At 61.0% G+C, this 17,205-nt stretch carries 13 protein-coding genes and 2 pseudogenes; 6 read left to right on the forward strand and 9 right to left on the reverse strand.

The annotated features are described in order from the left end of the window. Window positions 1-127: 127 nt before the first annotated feature. Genes BW43_RS20485 through BW43_RS20470 form a run of 4 tightly spaced genes read right to left on the reverse strand, consistent with a single transcriptional unit; the run spans window position 128 to window position 4,926 of the window. Window positions 128-991, reverse strand: coding sequence for an SMP-30/gluconolactonase/LRE family protein (locus BW43_RS20485; RefSeq protein WP_032885420.1), 864 nt, complete (start codon window positions 989-991; stop codon window positions 128-130). Window positions 992-1,007: 16 nt separating this feature from the next. After that, a complete protein-coding gene (locus BW43_RS20480) occupies window positions 1,008-2,588 on the reverse strand; it encodes an aldehyde dehydrogenase (NADP(+)) (RefSeq protein ID WP_032885421.1) in 1,581 nt (526 codons plus the stop codon). Between the two features lie 10 nt (window positions 2,589-2,598). After that, window positions 2,599-3,588 carry an AraD1 family protein gene (araD1, locus tag BW43_RS20475; protein WP_032885422.1) on the reverse strand — a complete coding sequence of 330 codons (990 nt, stop codon included), beginning with the start codon at window positions 3,586-3,588 and terminating at the stop codon, window positions 2,599-2,601. A 15-nt stretch (window positions 3,589-3,603) separates the two neighbouring features. Further along, a complete protein-coding gene (locus BW43_RS20470; RefSeq protein WP_032885423.1) occupies window positions 3,604-4,926 on the reverse strand; it encodes an MFS transporter in 1,323 nt (440 codons plus the stop codon). 191 nt (window positions 4,927-5,117) lie between these two features. Here BW43_RS20470 and BW43_RS20465 point away from each other — a divergent pair, with 191 nt between their 5' ends. Both BW43_RS20465 and BW43_RS20460 read left to right on the forward strand, forming a co-directional pair. Next, window positions 5,118-6,854 (forward strand): IlvD/Edd family dehydratase, encoded by a 1,737-nt coding sequence (locus BW43_RS20465; protein ID WP_032885424.1) that lies wholly within the window; start codon window positions 5,118-5,120, stop codon window positions 6,852-6,854. A gap of 48 nt (window positions 6,855-6,902) precedes the next feature. Then, window positions 6,903-7,625 (forward strand): FadR/GntR family transcriptional regulator, encoded by a 723-nt coding sequence (locus BW43_RS20460; protein ID WP_032885425.1) that lies wholly within the window; start codon window positions 6,903-6,905, stop codon window positions 7,623-7,625. A 123-nt stretch (window positions 7,626-7,748) separates the two neighbouring features. Here the strand turns inward: BW43_RS20460 and BW43_RS20455 are convergent, their stop codons facing one another. Further along, window positions 7,749-9,875, reverse strand: coding sequence for a TonB-dependent siderophore receptor (locus BW43_RS20455; RefSeq protein ID WP_032885426.1), 2,127 nt, complete (start codon window positions 9,873-9,875; stop codon window positions 7,749-7,751). 189 nt (window positions 9,876-10,064) lie between these two features. Continuing rightward, window positions 10,065-11,156: an NADH:flavin oxidoreductase/NADH oxidase gene (locus BW43_RS20450; RefSeq protein ID WP_032885427.1), complete on the reverse strand. Its 1,092-nt coding sequence runs from the start codon at window positions 11,154-11,156 to the stop codon at window positions 10,065-10,067. An 89-nt stretch (window positions 11,157-11,245) separates the two neighbouring features. Between BW43_RS20450 and BW43_RS20445 the strand changes: the two genes are divergently transcribed. Further along, entirely contained in the window at window positions 11,246-11,545 is a 300-nt protein-coding gene (locus tag BW43_RS20445) for a helix-turn-helix transcriptional regulator (RefSeq protein WP_032885428.1), read from the forward strand. A gap of 7 nt (window positions 11,546-11,552) precedes the next feature. Here the strand turns inward: BW43_RS20445 and BW43_RS20440 are convergent, their stop codons facing one another. Genes BW43_RS20440 through BW43_RS20430 form a run of 3 tightly spaced genes read right to left on the reverse strand, consistent with a single transcriptional unit; the run spans window position 11,553 to window position 13,917 of the window. Beyond that, on the reverse strand, window positions 11,553-12,011 hold the full coding sequence (locus BW43_RS20440) for a metallophosphoesterase family protein (protein ID WP_032885429.1): 459 nt from the start codon (window positions 12,009-12,011) through the stop codon (window positions 11,553-11,555). Next, the gene (locus tag BW43_RS20435; protein ID WP_032885430.1) at window positions 12,008-13,054 is read right to left on the reverse strand and encodes a GGDEF domain-containing protein; all 1,047 of its coding nucleotides are present in this window, start codon (window positions 13,052-13,054) and stop codon (window positions 12,008-12,010) included. The genes BW43_RS20440 and BW43_RS20435 overlap by 4 nt, the downstream gene beginning before the upstream one ends. A gap of 11 nt (window positions 13,055-13,065) precedes the next feature. Continuing rightward, window positions 13,066-13,917: a hypothetical protein gene (locus BW43_RS20430; protein WP_233897064.1), complete on the reverse strand. Its 852-nt coding sequence runs from the start codon at window positions 13,915-13,917 to the stop codon at window positions 13,066-13,068. 262 nt (window positions 13,918-14,179) lie between these two features. Between BW43_RS20430 and BW43_RS20425 the strand changes: the two genes are divergently transcribed. The 3 genes and pseudogenes from BW43_RS20425 to BW43_RS29520 form a co-directional block, all read left to right on the forward strand. Further along, a complete protein-coding gene (locus tag BW43_RS20425) occupies window positions 14,180-15,070 on the forward strand; it encodes a bestrophin family protein (RefSeq protein WP_032885432.1) in 891 nt (296 codons plus the stop codon). Between the two features lie 143 nt (window positions 15,071-15,213). Then, window positions 15,214-16,293, forward strand: a pseudogene (locus tag BW43_RS29515) (cache domain-containing protein); the annotation flags it as partial. 348 nt (window positions 16,294-16,641) lie between these two features. After that, window positions 16,642-17,157 (forward strand): annotated as a pseudogene (locus tag BW43_RS29520) (methyl-accepting chemotaxis protein); the annotation flags it as partial. Window positions 17,158-17,205 lie beyond the last annotated feature (48 nt).

A 17,205-nucleotide genomic window follows, 5' to 3' on the forward strand; every position in this document is an offset into this window, starting at 1 on the left:
AAGCCGATCTTCACTTCTTCGGCGGATGCGAGGCTGCTGAGGCTGCTTAAAGCAACGGCGGCGGCAAGGACGCGTAGGGCTTTTTTCATGAACGACACCTCTTGTTGTTGTTTTTGAGTCTTGGGGTTTAACCGGCAAAGCGATGGCACGGTTTGCCAGGGACATCGACTTCGATAGCCAGCACCGCACCATCCAGAGGGTGATCCAACGGGCTGGCGGCACTGGTGATGTACAGCGTGGTGAGGTTGGGCCCACCGAATACACAACTGGTGGGACGGCTGACGGGCAGTTCGATGATGCGATCCACCTCGCCATCATGCGTCAGGCGCAGCAGGCAACTGCCGTCCCAACGGGCATTCCAGATGTAGCCTTCGGCATCCATCGCCGAGCCATCCGGCCCGCCGCGTGCGTGTGGACCGAACCACACCTGTGCCGGTTCGAGCTGACCGTCGGGCTGGATGACATACCGATAGAGCGTGCCATCCATGCTGTCGCCAAAATGCACCTGGCTGCCGTCCTCACTCCACAGCAACGTGTTGGGAATGCCCAGGCCGCTCAGCAGAGGCGCGACCTGCCCATCGACATCAATGCGAAACAAGCCACCTGAACGCCGCGTAATCGGCAGGTCTTCGCCCTGCTCACCGATGTTGTTCTGCATGGTGCCCAGCCACAGCCGGCCTTGGGCATCGCAGCGCGCTTCATTGCCACGGTTGCCCGGTTGCGGGTCGGCCACGCACAGCAGGGTCAAGGCTTCGGTGACCAGGTCCAGGCGGTAGACACCGCTGCTCAAGGTCACCAATGCATCGCCGCTTTCACACGGGATAAAGGCCGAGACATGCTCGGGCAACTGCCAGATCTGCAATTGCCCGCCCATCAGGCGCAAGGCCTGTTTACCGGCGATATTGACCCAATACAGCGCCTGGGTGGGCGCGTCCCAGAATGGGCCTTCGCCCAATTGCGCACGGTGTGCAGTGACGGCCTTACACGACATGAAACCTCCGGATTCCTTACAGCGAATCGCGCGATGGCGTGCCATCGACCAAGCGCTGGATACGCAACGGGTTAGCGTTTTTCAACGCGTCGGGCAGCAGGCTATCAGGGTAGTTCTGGAAGCACACCGGGCGCAGGAAACGGTCGATGGCCAAGGTGCCGACCGACGTGCCACGGGCATCGGACGTGGCCGGGTACGGGCCGCCATGCACCATCGAGTCGCAGACTTCCACGCCGGTCGGGTAGCCGTTGAGCAGGATGCGCCCAACCTTCTGTTCCAGCAGCGGCGTGAGCTCGGCGAACTGTTGAAAATCCGCCGGCTCGCCAATGATCGTGGCCGTCAGTTGACCGTGCAGGCCGTGCAACGCCGCACTGAGTTGGGCTTGATCAGCCACTTCGATAAACACCGTGGTGGGGCCGAAGACTTCTTCTTGCAGCACTTCATCACCATCGAGCAACATGCGCACGTCGGCCTTGAACAGCTGCGGTTGCGCCTGATTACCAGCCTGGGTGCTGCCGGCCAAATGCTGAATGCCAGGGTGTGACAGGAGTTTTTCCAGGCCCTTGCCATAGCTGCTCAAGGTACCGGCGTTGAGCATGGTTTGCGCCGGTTGTTCGCCGATCAATTGCGCCACCTGTTGGGTGAACGCGGTGAATTCCGGCGATGCAATACCGATCACCAGGCCGGGGTTGGTGCAGAACTGGCCGCAGCCTTGTACGACCGACGCGGTGAGGTCACGGGCGACGGTCTCGGCCCGCGCCTGCAAGGCCTGGGGCAAGACAATCACCGGGTTGATGCTCGACATTTCGGCAAACACCGGGATCGGTTGCGGGCGCGCCGCGGCCATATCGCAGAGGGCACGACCGCCCTTGAGCGAGCCGGTAAAGCCCACCGCCTGGATCGCCGGGTGCTTGACCAGCGCCTCACCGACGCCACCGCCGAAGATCATGTTGAACACGCCAGCTGGCATCTCGGTGGCCTCGGCCGCGCGGATGATTGCATTGGCTACCTGTTCAGCCGTCGCCATGTGGCCGCTGTGGGCTTTGAACACCACCGGGCAACCGGCTGCCAGCGCGGCGGCGGTGTCGCCGCCTGCCGTGGAGAATGCCAGGGGGAAATTGCTCGCACCGAACACCGCCACCGGGCCGAGGCCGATGCGGTATTGACGCAGGTCTGGACGCGGCAGTGGTTGGCGATCCGGCAGGGCTTTGTCGATGCGGGCACCGTAGAAATCACCGCGACGCAACACCGTGGCAAACAGGCGCATCTGCCCGCTGGTACGCCCGCGCTCGCCCTTGATACGGGCGGCAGGCAATGCGGTTTCGCGGCAGACCAACTCAACGAAGTTATCGCTCAGCGCATCCAACTCATCGGCGATCGCATCCAGGAACTGCGCGCGACGTGCGGCGCTCAAGGCCCGGTACGCCGGATAAGCCTGCGCGGCGGCCTGGGCGGCGGCGTCGACTTCCTGCGGCGTGGCCTGGTAGAAATCCTGGGGCAAGGCTTCGCCGGTGGTGGCGTCGACGCTTTGCAGCTTCACACTGCCGTTGGCGCTGCGCTGGCCGCCGATAAAGTTGTGGCCGAGAAACTGGGTCATGTGGGTCTCCTTAAAGGGTGATGACATTGCCGGGTTCGAACGCTGCATCGACGCTGCCGACACTGTTGATCAACGGCGCGCCGAACTCAGCCTGGCTAATCTCGAACACATCCCCCGGTTGGGTACGTATACCGTCGGCGAATGACAAGGTGGCGGTGCCGAAGAAATGAATGTGCACATCGCCCGGCTTGAGGAATTGGCTGTATTTGAAGTGGTGGTATTCGAGGTTTTCCAGGCTGTGGCACATATTGGCCTCGCCACTGAGGAATTCGTTCCGCCAGATTTCCTCGCCGTTACGCAGGATGCGGCTGGTGCCGGCCAGGTGCTGGGGCAATTCGCCGACACGCAGTTCCGGGCCGTAGCTGCAACTGCGCAGCTTGGAATGGGCCAGGTACAGGTAGTTCTTGCGCTCCATCACATGGTCGGAAAACTCGTTGCCCACCGCGAAACCCAGGCGGTAGGGTTTACCGTCGTGGCCGATCACGTAGAGGCCGCCGATCTCCGGTTCTTCACCAGCATCTTCGGCAAACGGTGGCACCGGGAAGGCTTGGCCTGGGCGCACCACAATGCTGCCGTCGCCCTTGTAGAACCACTCCGGCTGCACGCCGGCCTCACCGGCGGCGGGCTTGCCGCCCTCCACGCCCCACTTGAAGATGCGCATGGTGTCGGTCAGGGCGCTGTCGTCACCGCCCTGGTGCATTTTGTCCCGCGCCGAGGCGCTGCCCAAGTGGGTCAGGCCGGTGCCGCTGATCAGCATGTGGGCCGGGTCCGGATGATCCAGAGGCGGCAGGATTTTTTGTTCGGCCAGCAAGGCGGCGTAGTCGTGGCTGTCGCCCAGGCCGAGGCTGTCCACCTGCTGCTGCAACTTGACGCCCGCTTCGATGGCGGCCAAGGCCAGCTCACGCACGCTATGGGCGCTGCGCACTTCACGCAGTTGCTTGCCTTCCACTACGCCAACGCGGCGCTCGCCATTATTGAGTTCGAACTGCACTAAACGCATGAAGGTTCTCCTAGATTAAGTACGTGTGGCGCCACGGGCGCTGGCGGCGAACTGGTCGACGGGCAGCACGTGCTTGCGCTCCAGCAGGCGATAAACCACGCCGGTCAGCACCAGCCCGAACACCATCACACCGGACAGGAAGTACAAGCCCGAGGCCAGGTTGCCGGTGTATTCCTTGAGCGCACCAATCACGAACGGGCCGATATAGCCGCCGAGGTTGCCCACGGAGTTGATCAAGGCAATGCCGGCCGCCGCACTGGCGCCGGCGAAGAAGCGGCCCGGCAAGGTCCAGAACACCGCCGTACAAGAGAACATCGCGAACGCAGCCAGGCACAGCGCCGCCATTTGCAGCACCGGCACACTCAGCCAGGCGCTGAAGAACAGGCCGATCGCACCCAGCACATAGAGCACCGCGAGGTGGCCATAACGGTCATTCAGGCGGTCGGAACTGCGCGGGATAATCAGCAAACCGATGATGCCGAAGATATACGGCACCGCCGATATGAAGCCGGTGGTGAGATCGCTGCCGCCGAACTGCTTGATCAACGTGGGCAGCCACAAGCCCAGGCCGTAGATGCTCAGGGTCACCGGCAGGTAGAACAGCGCCAGCAGCAACACGCGCTTGTCTTTGAGCGCATGCAATGGATTGCCGTGGCGGGTCTGGCCGTAGGCTTGCAGGTCTTTGTTCAGTTCGTCGGTCAACCAGGTTTTTTCGGCGTCGGTCATCCACTTGACCTGCTTGGGACCATCCGGCAGATAACGCAGCACCGGCCAGGTCAGCAGGATCGCCGGGGTGCCGATCACGATAAACAGCCACTGCCAGCCGTGCAGGCCGAGGATGCCGTCCATACCCAGCAGGCCGCCGGACACGGGGCCGGTGATCATCATCGCGATGGGCTGCGAGAGGATAAACAGCCCAAGGATCTTGCCGCGATGGCGAACCGGGAACCATTGGGTGATGTAGTACAGCACGCCCGGGAAGAACCCGGCTTCGGCCGCACCGAGCAGAAAGCGCATCACATAGAAGCTGTGAGGCCCCTGCACGAACGCCATGCCGATGGTGATGGTGCCCCAGGTGATCATGATGCGGGCGAACCAGCGCCGCGCGCCGAAGCGGTCGAGCATCAGGTTGCTGGGAATCTCGAACAGGAAGTAGCCAATGAAGAACAACCCAGCACCCAGGCCATAAGCCGCATCACCGATGCCGACGTCGGCGCCCATGTGCAACTTGGCAAAGCCCACGGCGGAACGGTCCACGTAGGCGATCAGGTACAGCAAGATCAGGAAGGGAATCAGTTTCAGCGTGATGCGCCGGATAAGCCGCAATTCCTCGCTCATGGGGTCGATCTCCGATTGTTGTTCTTATAGGAATCGGGGATGCCTCTCGCAGAAAATCCGCCAGGGTCATACCTCAGTTAAGCCAGACTATATAGTAGGACTATTTGCAAAACAACTCTTCCAAAGCGAACATTTTGCGCTTATGTTTAGCCGCAGAGAGAACATATAGTCATACAATAAGAGAATCGATCATGTCTGATAAAAAGCCCGGCCTACGCTCTGCCCAGTGGTTTGGTACCGCCGACAAAAACGGCTTCATGTACCGCAGCTGGATGAAGAATCAGGGCATTGCCGACCATCAGTTCCATGGCAAGCCGATCATCGGTATCTGCAATACCTGGTCGGAGCTGACCCCGTGCAACGCGCATTTCCGCCAGATCGCCGAGCACGTCAAACGCGGCGTGATCGAGGCCGGTGGCTTCCCGGTGGAATTCCCGGTGTTCTCCAATGGCGAATCCAACCTGCGCCCCACTGCCATGCTGACGCGCAACCTGGCGAGCATGGACGTGGAAGAAGCCATTCGCGGCAACCCGATTGATGGTGTGGTGCTGCTGACCGGCTGCGACAAGACCACCCCGGCCCTGCTGATGGGCGCCGCCAGTTGCGACGTGCCGGCCATCGTGGTCACCGGCGGGCCGATGCTCAACGGCAAGCACAAGGGCCAGGACATCGGCTCGGGCACCGTGGTGTGGCAGCTCAGTGAACAGGTCAAGGCCGGCACCATTACCCTGGACGACTTCCTTGCGGCCGAAGGCGGCATGTCGCGCTCGGCGGGTACCTGCAACACCATGGGCACCGCGTCGACCATGGCGTGCATGGCCGAGGCACTGGGCACTTCCCTGCCCCACAACGCGGCGATTCCGGCAGTGGATGCGCGGCGCTATGTGCTGGCGCACATGTCCGGCATGCGCGCGGTGGAGATGGTGCGCGAAGACTTGAAGCTGTCGAAAATCCTTACCAAGGAGGCGTTTGAAAACGCTATTCGCGTGAACGCGGCCATCGGTGGTTCGACCAACGCGGTGATTCACCTCAAAGCCATCGCCGGGCGCATCGGCGTCGAGTTGGACCTGGACGACTGGACCCGCATGGGTCGTGGCATGCCGACCATCGTCGACTTGCAGCCGTCCGGGCGCTTTCTAATGGAAGAGTTCTACTACGCCGGCGGCCTGCCTGCCGTGTTGCGCCGCCTCGGCGAAGCCAACCTGATCCCGCACCCGAACGCCTTGACCGTGAACGGCAAGTCCCTGGGCGAGAACACCAAGGACTCGCCGATCTACGGCCAGGACGAAGTGATCCGTACCCTGGATAACCCGATCCGCGCCGACGGCGGTATCTGCGTGCTGCGCGGCAACCTCGCCCCGCTCGGCGCAGTGCTCAAGCCGTCAGCCGCCAGCCCGGAGCTGATGCAGCATCGCGGTCGTGCGGTGGTGTTCGAGAATTTCGACATGTACAAGGCGCGCATCAACGATCCGGAGCTGGACGTGGACGCCAACTCGATCCTGGTCATGAAAAACTGCGGGCCTAAGGGTTACCCGGGCATGGCCGAGGTCGGCAACATGGGCTTGCCGGCCAAGCTGCTGGCCCAGGGCGTGACCGATATGGTGCGTATTTCCGATGCGCGCATGAGCGGCACGGCGTACGGCACGGTGGTGTTGCACGTCGCGCCGGAAGCAGCAGCGGGCGGGCCGTTGGCCACGGTGAAGGAAGGCGACTGGATCGAACTGGACTGCGCCAACGGCCGCTTGCACCTGGACATCCCCGATGCAGAGCTGGCGGCGCGCATGGCAGACCTGGCGCCACCGGAAAAACTCATCGTCGGCGGCTACCGCCAGCTGTACATCGACCATGTGTTGCAGGCAGACCAAGGCTGCGACTTTGACTTCCTGGTGGGCTGCCGGGGGGCGGAAGTCCCGCGTCATTCCCACTAATTGGGATGCTATGATGCCGCGTCTTTAAGCCAGAGCCTCCCCGTCGTTATGGATCACCAGCCGCCCAAGCCGCGCAAGAGCATGCATGCCCAGATCGTTCAGGACTTGGGCATGCACATCGTTTCCGGTCGCTTCAAGCCGGAAGAAAGACTGCCCATGGAGGCCACGCTCTGCGAGGAGTACAAAGTCAGCCGCTCGGTGCTGCGCGAGGCGACCCGGGTGCTCAGCGCCAAGGGCCTGGTGTATTCCAAACCACGGGTGGGCGCCGTGGTGCGGCCGCGCTTGAAGTGGCACCTGCTCGACCCGGATGTGTTGTCCTGGCTGATGCAATCCACGCCCCACAGCGAATTCTTCAATACCCTGGCCGGCGTGCGGCGCATCCTCGAACCGGAAATCGCCGCCATGGCCGCCACCACGGCGACCGATGACGACATCGCCACCATCGAAAAAGCCTACCAGGGCATGGAAACCGCGAAGACCCACGAAGACCTGTTGCAGGCCGACCTGGACTTCCACCGCGCCATTGCCGACGCCACGCGCAACGACTTGCTCGCCTATATGTGCAACATGCTGTCGTTGCCGTTGCGCGAGTCGATCAACATTACCAACCGTCGCCCGGACATCCAGGGCCTGAGCCTGCCCCGGCACAAGGCGATTCTCACCGCGATCCAGAACCGCGATGCGCTGGGTGCACGGCATGCCTCACTGGTGCAGTTGGATGACACGCGGGTGGCGTTGGATACGGTGATGAATGTGCTGACGCCGCTGTAATGTAAACGCAATCAAATGTGGGAGGGGGCTTGCCCCCGATGGCGGTGGGTCAGCTGCAAATAAGCCAGCTGTTACACCGCTATCGGGGGCAAGCCCCCTCCCACATTGAAGCTGTGCGGGCCTTTAAAGGGTGTAAGCGATACCGACCTGCACTGTGCGGGGTGCGCCTGGGTAGGCGTAGATATTGCCGAATGCGCCCTCTTCATACTCGCGGTTGAACAGGTTCTTTACATCCAGGTTCAGTCGTACCTTGTCATTGACCTTGTAGTAGCTCAGCAGGTCCACAACGGTGTAGGCGTCCATCGAGAACGCCGTATTGGCGGTCTGGCCGGCACGCTGGTCGACATACTTGCCACCCGCGCCCAGGCCCAGGCCTTTGAGGGCGCCGTCCTGGAATTCGTAGACGTTAAGCAGGCTGAAGCTGTTGCGGGGAATGTTCAGCAGGCGCGTGCCGGAGCGAATGGTGTTGTCCTTGGTGACTTCGGCATCCACGTAGGCGTAACCGCCGATCACGCGCCACTCGGGGGTGATATTGCCCGCCACATTCAGGTCGAAACCACGGCTGCGGACTTGGCCAGCGGCGACGCTGAAGGTTGAGTCGATTGGGTCGGTGGTGAGGACGTTTTTCTTCTCGATCTGGTAGATCGCCGCGTCGACGCTCAGTTGACGGTCCAAGGCTTCCCATTTGACGCCCATCTCATAGGACTTGCCCTTTTCCGGCTCAAACCCGCCACCTTGGCGAGCAGCGCCAGTGTTCGGCTTGAACGAACGTGCGGCGTCAGCGTAGACCGCGACGGTATCGGTAAGGTCGTAGATCACGCCCACACGTGGGGTGACGGCGTTATCAGCGGCTTGCCAAGGTTTAACCCCGGTCACGTAGCTTTCGTAGTCATGCTCAAAACGCTCAAAACGCGCACCGGCCAAGACTTTCAGGCGCTCGGTGAGGGCCACTTGGTCCTGCACAAAGGCTGCGTAGGTCTTGAGGTTTTCTTTGTCGTGGGTCGGTGTTCGCGTCAGCGGTGGGCGTGCCTGGCCGTAGACGGGGTCAAAGATATCGATCGGGTAAGTGCCCTCGGTGGCGCTGGAACGCTGGATGATCGACTTGTAGTCGTAATCCTCATACTCGATGCCGGTCAGCAGGGTGTGCTCGAAACCACCGGTGGTGAAATGCCCGGTGAGGTTGAGTTGGTAGTCCTTGTCGGTCCATTCCAGCTTGCGATAGTTGAAGTTGCGTTGCAGCGTGCGGCCATCGGCGCTCAGGCCGTTGGCTTCAATGGCGTTGCCCTGCAAGGTGCCGTCCAGCCACTGGAAACCGCCGCCCAGGGTCCAGTTTTCGTTGAGCAGGTGTTCGAAGCGCAACTGCGCCATGCTGTTGTCGTTGTGCAATTTGCCGACGTCTTTATCGCCCCAGAAGGTATCGCGCGATGCGTTGCCTTTTTGGGTGGGATAGCGCGTCAGGCCACGGTCCAGCGGGTGGTTGTTACGCATGAAGTCGCCTTCGAAGATCACCTTGGTGTCGTCGGTGGCTTGCCAGGTGATGACAGGCGTCACGCCGTAGCGTTCGGTTTCCACATGGTCCCGGAAGGTGTCGCCGCCCTCGCCCACCACGTTCAGGCGATAAGCGAGGCGACCGTCTTCATCCAACGGGCCGGAGGCATCCAGGGTGCCGCGTTTCATGCCTTGATCATTCAACTGGCTGCCCAGGGTCACGGTACGCTCTGCCAGCGGCTGCTTGGACACCACGTTGAACGTGCCGCCTGGATCGCCACGGCCATACAGCATGGTTGCGGGACCGCGCAGTACTTCGAGGCGTTCGATGGTGTTGGCGTCCGGCATGTTCGGGTAGCCGCGGTTGATCGGGAAACCGTTGCGGTAGAACTCGCCAGTGGTAAAGCCGCGCACGGTGAAGGTGGTCAGGCCCTGGCCGCCGAAGTTGTTGGCGCGGCCGACGCCGCCGGCATAGTCGAGGGCATCCTGCAGGCGGGTGGCGCCAATGTCTTCGACCACATCCTTGGACACCACGCTGATGGACTGCGGTGTTTCATGAATCGACGTGTCGGTGCGCGTCGCGCTGGCTGAGCGTGTGGCGTGGTAGCCCTTGACCGGCCCCTGAGCTGTTTCATAGTCCGCCGTGCCCGTCACAGTGGTCGCTTGCAACTCCAGACTGGTTTGCTCGGTGGGCGCCACTTCTGCCCAGGTGAACGGGGAAAACGCCTGCAACACACAGATGGAAATCAGGGTACGACGCATGGATGTTGGACCTAGTGAATGAGCCAGATGGGACGGCAAACCTGCCAAGAATTCGCGGCGCATGGTATATCAACGCATTCTCGTTTGACATCCATTCTCATTCGTTATTTTTTGCGTATCAGCCTTGTATCAATTCTCAGATAAAAAAAGCCACTCGATTGAGTGGCTCCATAAACCGCTTGGCTCGCCTCAGCGATAGCGTTCCAACCAATGCGCATACGGCGCTGGCAAGGTCCAGGAGGACTTATCCACGCCCAGCTCTTTGGCGGCAAAGTACGCCCAATGCGGGTCTGCCAGGTGCGCGCGGCCCACTGAGACCAGGTCCAGATGCCCCGCCTGCAACGCGCCTTCTGCCAATTGTGGCGTACCAAAACCCCACGCCGAGGTCACCGGGATACCGGCTTCGCGGCGCACGCGTTCGGCAATCGGGCCCATAAAGGCCGGGCCCCACGGGATGTTGGTGTCGGGGATGGTGAAACCGACGCTGACGCTCAGCAGGTCCAAGCCACCGGCTTTGAAATTACGCGCCAGTTCGATGGATTCGGTGAGGGTTTGCTCGTCACGACCGTCGTATTCGATCACACCGAAACGCGCGGTCAGCGGCAGGTTTTCCGGCCAGACTTCACGCACGGCGGCCAGGGTTTCCAGGAGGAAACGGCTGCGGTTGTCGAAGCTGCCACCGTAGGCATCGGTACGTTGGTTGGAATGCTCGGAGAAAAAGCTTTGGGCCAGGTAACCGTGGGCGAAGTGCAGTTCGATCCACTCGAAACCGGCGTCACGGGCACGACGGGCGGCGTCGACGAAATCCTGTTTAACGCGAGCGATGTCGTCTAGGGTCATGGCGCGCGGCACATTGGGCAGGTTGGCACCGAAGGCGATGGCCGACGGCGCAATGGTTTCCCAACTGCGTGCGTCGGAAGCCGGAATATGGTCATCCCCTTCCCATGGACGGTTGGCACTGGCTTTACGCCCGGCGTGGGCAATCTGAATGCCGGGCACTGAACCTGCGGCCTTGATCGCCTTGACCATCGGCACGAACGCCTGAGCATGTGCATCGCTCCAGATGCCGGCACAGCCCGGAGTGATGCGGCCTTCAGGCGCAACGGCAGTGGCCTCGACCACTAACAAACCGGCACCGCCACGGGCCATGCCGGCCAGGTGCACGTGGTGCCAGTCGTTGACGATGCCGTCTTCGGCCATGTATTGGCACATTGGCGGGATGGCGATGCGATTGCGCAGGGTTACGTCTTTGAGTTTGAAGGATTCGAACAGAGCGGACATGGGAACTCCAGCAGCGAGTGAGTGATTCGATAGTTCGATGGTAATCGAACTATGGTATTCGGCGATACCCCCCTGTTATCATCCGATCCATGCGAGCCTTCAAACACCCTACCCCTGAAGATCTGACCCTGGAGCGTCTGTTGTACGCCCTGAGCGACCCGGTGCGCCTGGAAATCGTGCGCTGCCTGGCCGGCGTGCCGGAAGCCACTTGCGGCGAACTGGACGGCGGGCGCCCCAAGTCCAGCATGTCCCACCACTTCCGCGTACTGCGCGATGCCGGCCTGGTGCACACCCGCAGCGTGGGCACGACCCATATGAATTCGTTGCGCGGCGATGTGCTTGAGGAACGGTTTCCAGGGTTGTTGCAGAGCATCCTGGCGCAAGCATAAACCCCGATCAGTCCAGCAGCGTGATCAGTTGCGACTCGATCGTCAGCGCCTGCACCTCCAGCACCGCCAACGTCACCGGCAACTTGAAGCGCCGCCGCCCTGCACTGCCGGGGTTCACATACAGCGTTGCGCCCCGCCATTCGATCAGGGGCTTGTGCGAATGACCGGTGATCACCAGCCGCACATGCGTATCGAGTCGTGCGGGGACGTCGGCGATGTCATGCACCACCAACGTCCGCCATCCGTCCACATCCAGCATCAGATGGTCGGGCACCTGCCGTGCCCACGGCGCGTCCTGGTCATTGTTGCCGCGCACCACGTGCAGGGGTGCGGTCTGCGCCAATTGCTGAAGAATTTCAGGGCTACCGATATCGCCGGCATGGATGATCTGTTCGCATCCCTGCAACGCCGCCACGGCTTCAGGCCGCAGCAGGCCGTGAGTATCGGAAATCACGCCAACTTTCATAGGGCCTCCGGGGTGGACGTCGACCCCTGAAACACCGGCGCGCCATCCAAATACACGCGGTCTTTACCGTTGCCCTTGGCAGCGTAGAGGTTGCGGTCGGCACGCTTGAGGACCGCCGACATTTCGGCCCCGGCCGTAAAGCGCGCCATGCCCGCACTGCAAGTGTAGTCATGGGGCGGCGCGACACTGCTGCGGATCGCTTGCAGCAGGCGCAGCGCGTAATCGGTGGCGAGACCAGGGTCATCGCCCACCAGCAGCACCCCGAATTCTTCGCCGCCAATCCTGCCGAAACTGTGGCTGCCTGGGGTGGATTTAAAGCACGCGGCCATGGCGCAGAGAATCCTGTCGCCGACGTCATGGCCGAACTGGTCATTCTTCAATTTGAAACTGTCGATATCCAGCATCATGAAGTAGCCGGTATCACCGGCCGCAATCAGTTTGGCGAAGCTCTCCATAAAGGCCCGCCGGTTCAGGATGGAGGTCAAATAATCGGTCTCGGCCAACTCCCGAAACTCACTCTCCACCAGTAACACGGAACGCAGGTTCTTCAGGTAGTAGACATTCAAGATAAATCCGATGGCCACCGACGCGGCGCAAAAGATGAACACGTAGGTGTCGACGCCTGCGTAAAGGCTCAGCTGAATCTGGGGCCACGTCAGTAACCACACCAATGCGGCGCAGAACAGAAAATCCTGAACCACGATAAACAGGATTGCGCTGCTCATTACCAAGGTCACGGCCAGCGGCAAGGCGAACACCTGCAGGTCGGGGCGGGTGTGAACCACATAGGCAAAACCCGCGGACAGCAGCACCATATAACCCACGCCCAGCGCCCGCCACAGCACATACTGAGTCACCACCCGGTGAACCCCATACACCACGCACAGCCCCATCGTGACCAGCACGACCGGCCAGCCGAACAACCCCCCGCGATCAACCAGCAACACCGCCAGCCAGGCGAAAATCCCGATCAATTCCGCCTGGGCAATTGCGGGCGACAACAGCCTTTGCATCCGTGGCCTGAGCTTCACATTAGCCGGCATCCCGTCACTCCCTATGCATGAGTGGCCGCTTTGGTATCGACATGACTCAGTTGAAGACTGTGCAGGCAGGTCGCAAACGAATACGCCATGAAGCGCCTTACCAACACGATAAAAGGTGGCAGGACTTCAAGCAATGTCTTGGAATGAATCTTGAAATAGCCCCGGTCAGCCCCCTCTTGCACCAAGCGAATAACATGGGTCTTGGACACCGAGAGTTGCTCAGCGATGGAAAGGTAGGACGAAGACCTGAAACTTGCCCCCTGGTTATCCAACGCACACGCATCGTTATAGATCGCCAGCATCAACATATGCCCGGCATCGCGCTTTACCAGCCAATAACAGTCGGGCATCAGCAGGTCGATGGTCACGTTGTGGGAGAGAAGGACCGAAAAACCTTTGAAATAACGTGCCAGATAAGCGCGATCATCCAGCCCGTTCATTGAGCCGCAAACCGCGGTTTCCGGGCACATCACGCCCAGCGGCTCGACCACGGACGTGAGCATCAGCCTGATCTCCTCGCAGGCTAGGGGTGACGGACTGAATACCCGCAGACGGCTGTCATCCGCATGCCTCGACACCGTCATGAACCCCAACGCCCTGAACAGCAGGAAGATCGACTCCAGGCTGTTTCTGGAACAGAACCCGCGCGCCGTACAAAACTCTTTCACCTCGGACAGTAAAGGCACCTGCTTGGAGAAATAGGTGCTCAATAACGTAAAGGACACCATCAAGCGACTGAACTTCAGTGCGGTCTTGTAGAAAAATGGTCTTTTTGAATAGGACTCCAGCAAGATCGAATAATGGGTACGAATACACGCTTCAAAATCCACATGGCGCTCAAACGCACGCGCCGACTGTTCCACCGCCAACTTCAACGAACCACTGCACATGAGAAAGAGCCCTGATCAAACAACTTGGATTCACTGATCTCAATTGCAGCACAGATAATGGCGTTTTGCCTTGAGCGCAATCTATCGTGATTAGCGCAGGGGACACCGTCGCTACCAAAATTGTTCCAAAAAGACCCCGGCGGCTTAACCGTTTCAGTCACCACAGCGAACCTTCCCCGCAAACCAGCGTCCGAGCTAAGGCACAGTTGCCTACCGCTCGCCACGAGGTTGTCGTTTGAAAGCCGCCATCATCAAAAAGTACCGCCTGATCATCAAGACCATGGGCTATGTGGGCTGGTCGCTGTTCTGGCTGTTGCTGTGGGACGTCGCCGTCACCGTGGACTTCATGCTGTTTCTCACCGCCAAGATCAACTTGCCGCTGATGCCCCTCACTCTGCTGGGCTCGGCACTGATTGTGCTCATCAGCTTTCGCAACAGCAGCGCCTACAACCGCTGGTGGGAGGCGCGCACGCTATGGGGCGCGATGGTCAACAATTCGCGCAGCTTTGCGCGCCAGGTGCTGACGCTACTGGACGACCCCGACGGTGAAGTGAACCCGGTCAAGTCCACCCTGCTGCGCCGCCACGTGGCCTACGTGAATTGCCTGGCCGCCCACCTCAAGGGCGAGCCATGCCCGGATGAAATCCGCGCGTTTATCCCCACTGAGGAATTCGCCCGCAACGGTGCCACCAATAACTTTGCCAACGATATCCTCACCGGCTCGGCGGCCATCCTGGCCCGGGAATACAAAGCCGGGCACCTGGACAGCATTCGCCTGGCTCGGCTGGAATCCACCCTGGTGGACTTGTCCAACGCCCAGGGCGGCATGGAGCGTATCGCCAACACCCCACTGCCCTACCCTTACGTGTATTTCCCGCGGCTGTTTATCTCGCTGTTCTGCCTGATCGTACCGGTGGGCCTTGTGGAGTCCCTGGGCTGGTTCACGCCGCTAGCCTCCACGGTGGTGGGCTTTATGCTGCTGGCCATCGAACGCATCGGCACCGATCTGCAAAGCCCGTTCCGCTCCAGCGAACACCAGATCCAGATGGAAGCCATCTGCGAAACCATCGAAAAAAACCTGCAATCGATGCGCCGCGACGCCCTGGCTGATACCCAAATCGGCTGATCACGACTGCGGCCCTAAAGTGCGTGACTCCTCGGTCGATAAACCGGGGGTACGCATGGGCTACACCTCTTCATAACAACACATGCGACGTTCTGCGCTACCCACTGCCTTGCCAAAACTATAAATACTCCGCAGGTGAAGTCATGAATATCAAGCAGAAGCTGACCTGGGCGTTCGCGGCTATCGCGTGCGTCCCCGTCATCCTGGTCGCCGTGTTGGTAGTGTTGAATCTGCGCGAGGGGGCCCTGGCCAACTTCCTCGACAGCAGCGGCCGCGAAATCCGCCAGATCGACAATGGCATGAAGCAGTTCTTCGACGGCATCAGCCAGAACGTCGAATTTGTGGCCAAGGACCCGCGCGTTGTCGCGGCCAAGGACCTCAAGAGCTACGCCGGCGCCGACGCCGCGCAAATACCCCTTACACCCACCAACAAAGAACTGCTGGATATCTTCGACCAGTTCGCCAAGAGCCATCCGAGCACCGCTTACCTGTCCCTGGGCCTGAGCGACGGCGGTTACGCCAGTTGGCCGGACGACACCAAACTGAACAACTACGACCCACGCGTACGCCCTTGGTACCAAGCGGCCATCGCCGCGCCTGGCGCTACCGTGCGCACCGGCGCCTACTACTGGGCACCGGATGATGTGGTGCTGATCGGCACCGTGCACACCGTCGCCGACGCCAGCGGCAAAATCCTCGGCGTGGTCGGCCTCGACGTGTCGCTCAAGCAGCTCACCGAACTGGTGCGCAACATCAAGCTAGGCGACAGCGGCTACCTGATGCTGGTCGAAGCGAATGGCAACGTGCTGGTGGACCCCAGCGACGCCAAGCACAACTTCAAGCCGATGGCAGACCTCGGCCCCAACTACGCCGAACTGTCCAAGCGTGGCGACGGCGTGACCCAAATCGACATCGACGGCGTGGCCTATATGGCTAACGTGGTCAGTTCAAAAGACTTGGGCTGGCGCTTTATCGGGCTGATCAAGCGGGACGAAGTGATGGCGGGTGCGACCAGCCTCACCTGGCTGATCGCCGCGATCGCTGCCGCGTTGGCCTTAGTGTTCGCGATTGTCGGCGCCAGTTTCGCCAGCGTCATTGTCCGCCCGATCCGTGGCGTGGCCGACGGCCTGCAAGAAACCGCCGAAGGTGAAGGCGCCCTGACCCGCCAGCTCAAGGTGCAAGGCAAGGACGAAACCGCCAGCCTCGCCGGCTGGTTCAACCAGTTCCTGAGCATGATCGCGCAGTTGGTGCAGCGCATCGGTAACGCATCATCCGACCTGCAAACCGCCGCCGCCGACACCAGCGAAGTGGCCAATAACATGAACCAGGCCGCCGGCCGCCAGCGTGAAGCCGTGGAACTGGTCAGCACTGCGTTCAACGAAATGGTCGCCACCGCCAACGAAGTCGCACGCTCCTGCAGCGCCGCGGCCACCAGTGCCGACGAAGGCTATCGCGATGTGCACGCCGGTCAGCAGCACATCGGCGAAGCCACGGGCAGCGTGCTCAAGCTTAGCGAAGACCTGCAGAAATCGACTCAGACCATGCAGTTGCTGGAGCAGGACAGCCAGAACATCAACACCATCCTCGATACCATCCGTTCGATTGCCGAGCAAACCAACCTGCTGGCACTCAACGCGGCAATCGAAGCGGCCCGCGCCGGTGACCAAGGCCGAGGCTTCGCCGTGGTTGCAGACGAAGTCCGCGCCTTGGCGCGTCGCACCGCAGACTCCACCGGCGAAATCGACAGCCTACTGGGCAACCTCGCCCGCCGCACCCAGGAAGTCACGCAGCAGATGCAAGGCAGCCTGCTGGTGTCCCACACCAGCGTGGAACGCATCCAGCAGGCTCGCGACAGCTTCGACAAGATCCTTGGCTCCGTGGACTCGATCCGCGACCAGAACACCCAGATCGCGACCGCCGCTGAGGAACAGCACCAAGTGGCGGAAGAGATCAACCGGCACATCGCGCAGATCCATGCCGACGCGCAGTTGGTGGAAGGTTTTGCCCATTCGGCGCAGACCGGCTCAGGTCGTTTGACGGATATTTCCGGTCAGCTCAAAGGGTTGGTGGGACGCTTCAAGTTTTAGGCATTGTCAGACAGAGGGCGTATGCGGACACACACGTCAGTCGCATCG

The sequence above is a fragment of the Pseudomonas sp. RIT357 genome (genome assembly GCF_000632245.1).
Taxonomy (GTDB): Bacteria; Pseudomonadota; Gammaproteobacteria; order Pseudomonadales; family Pseudomonadaceae; genus Aquipseudomonas; species Aquipseudomonas sivasensis.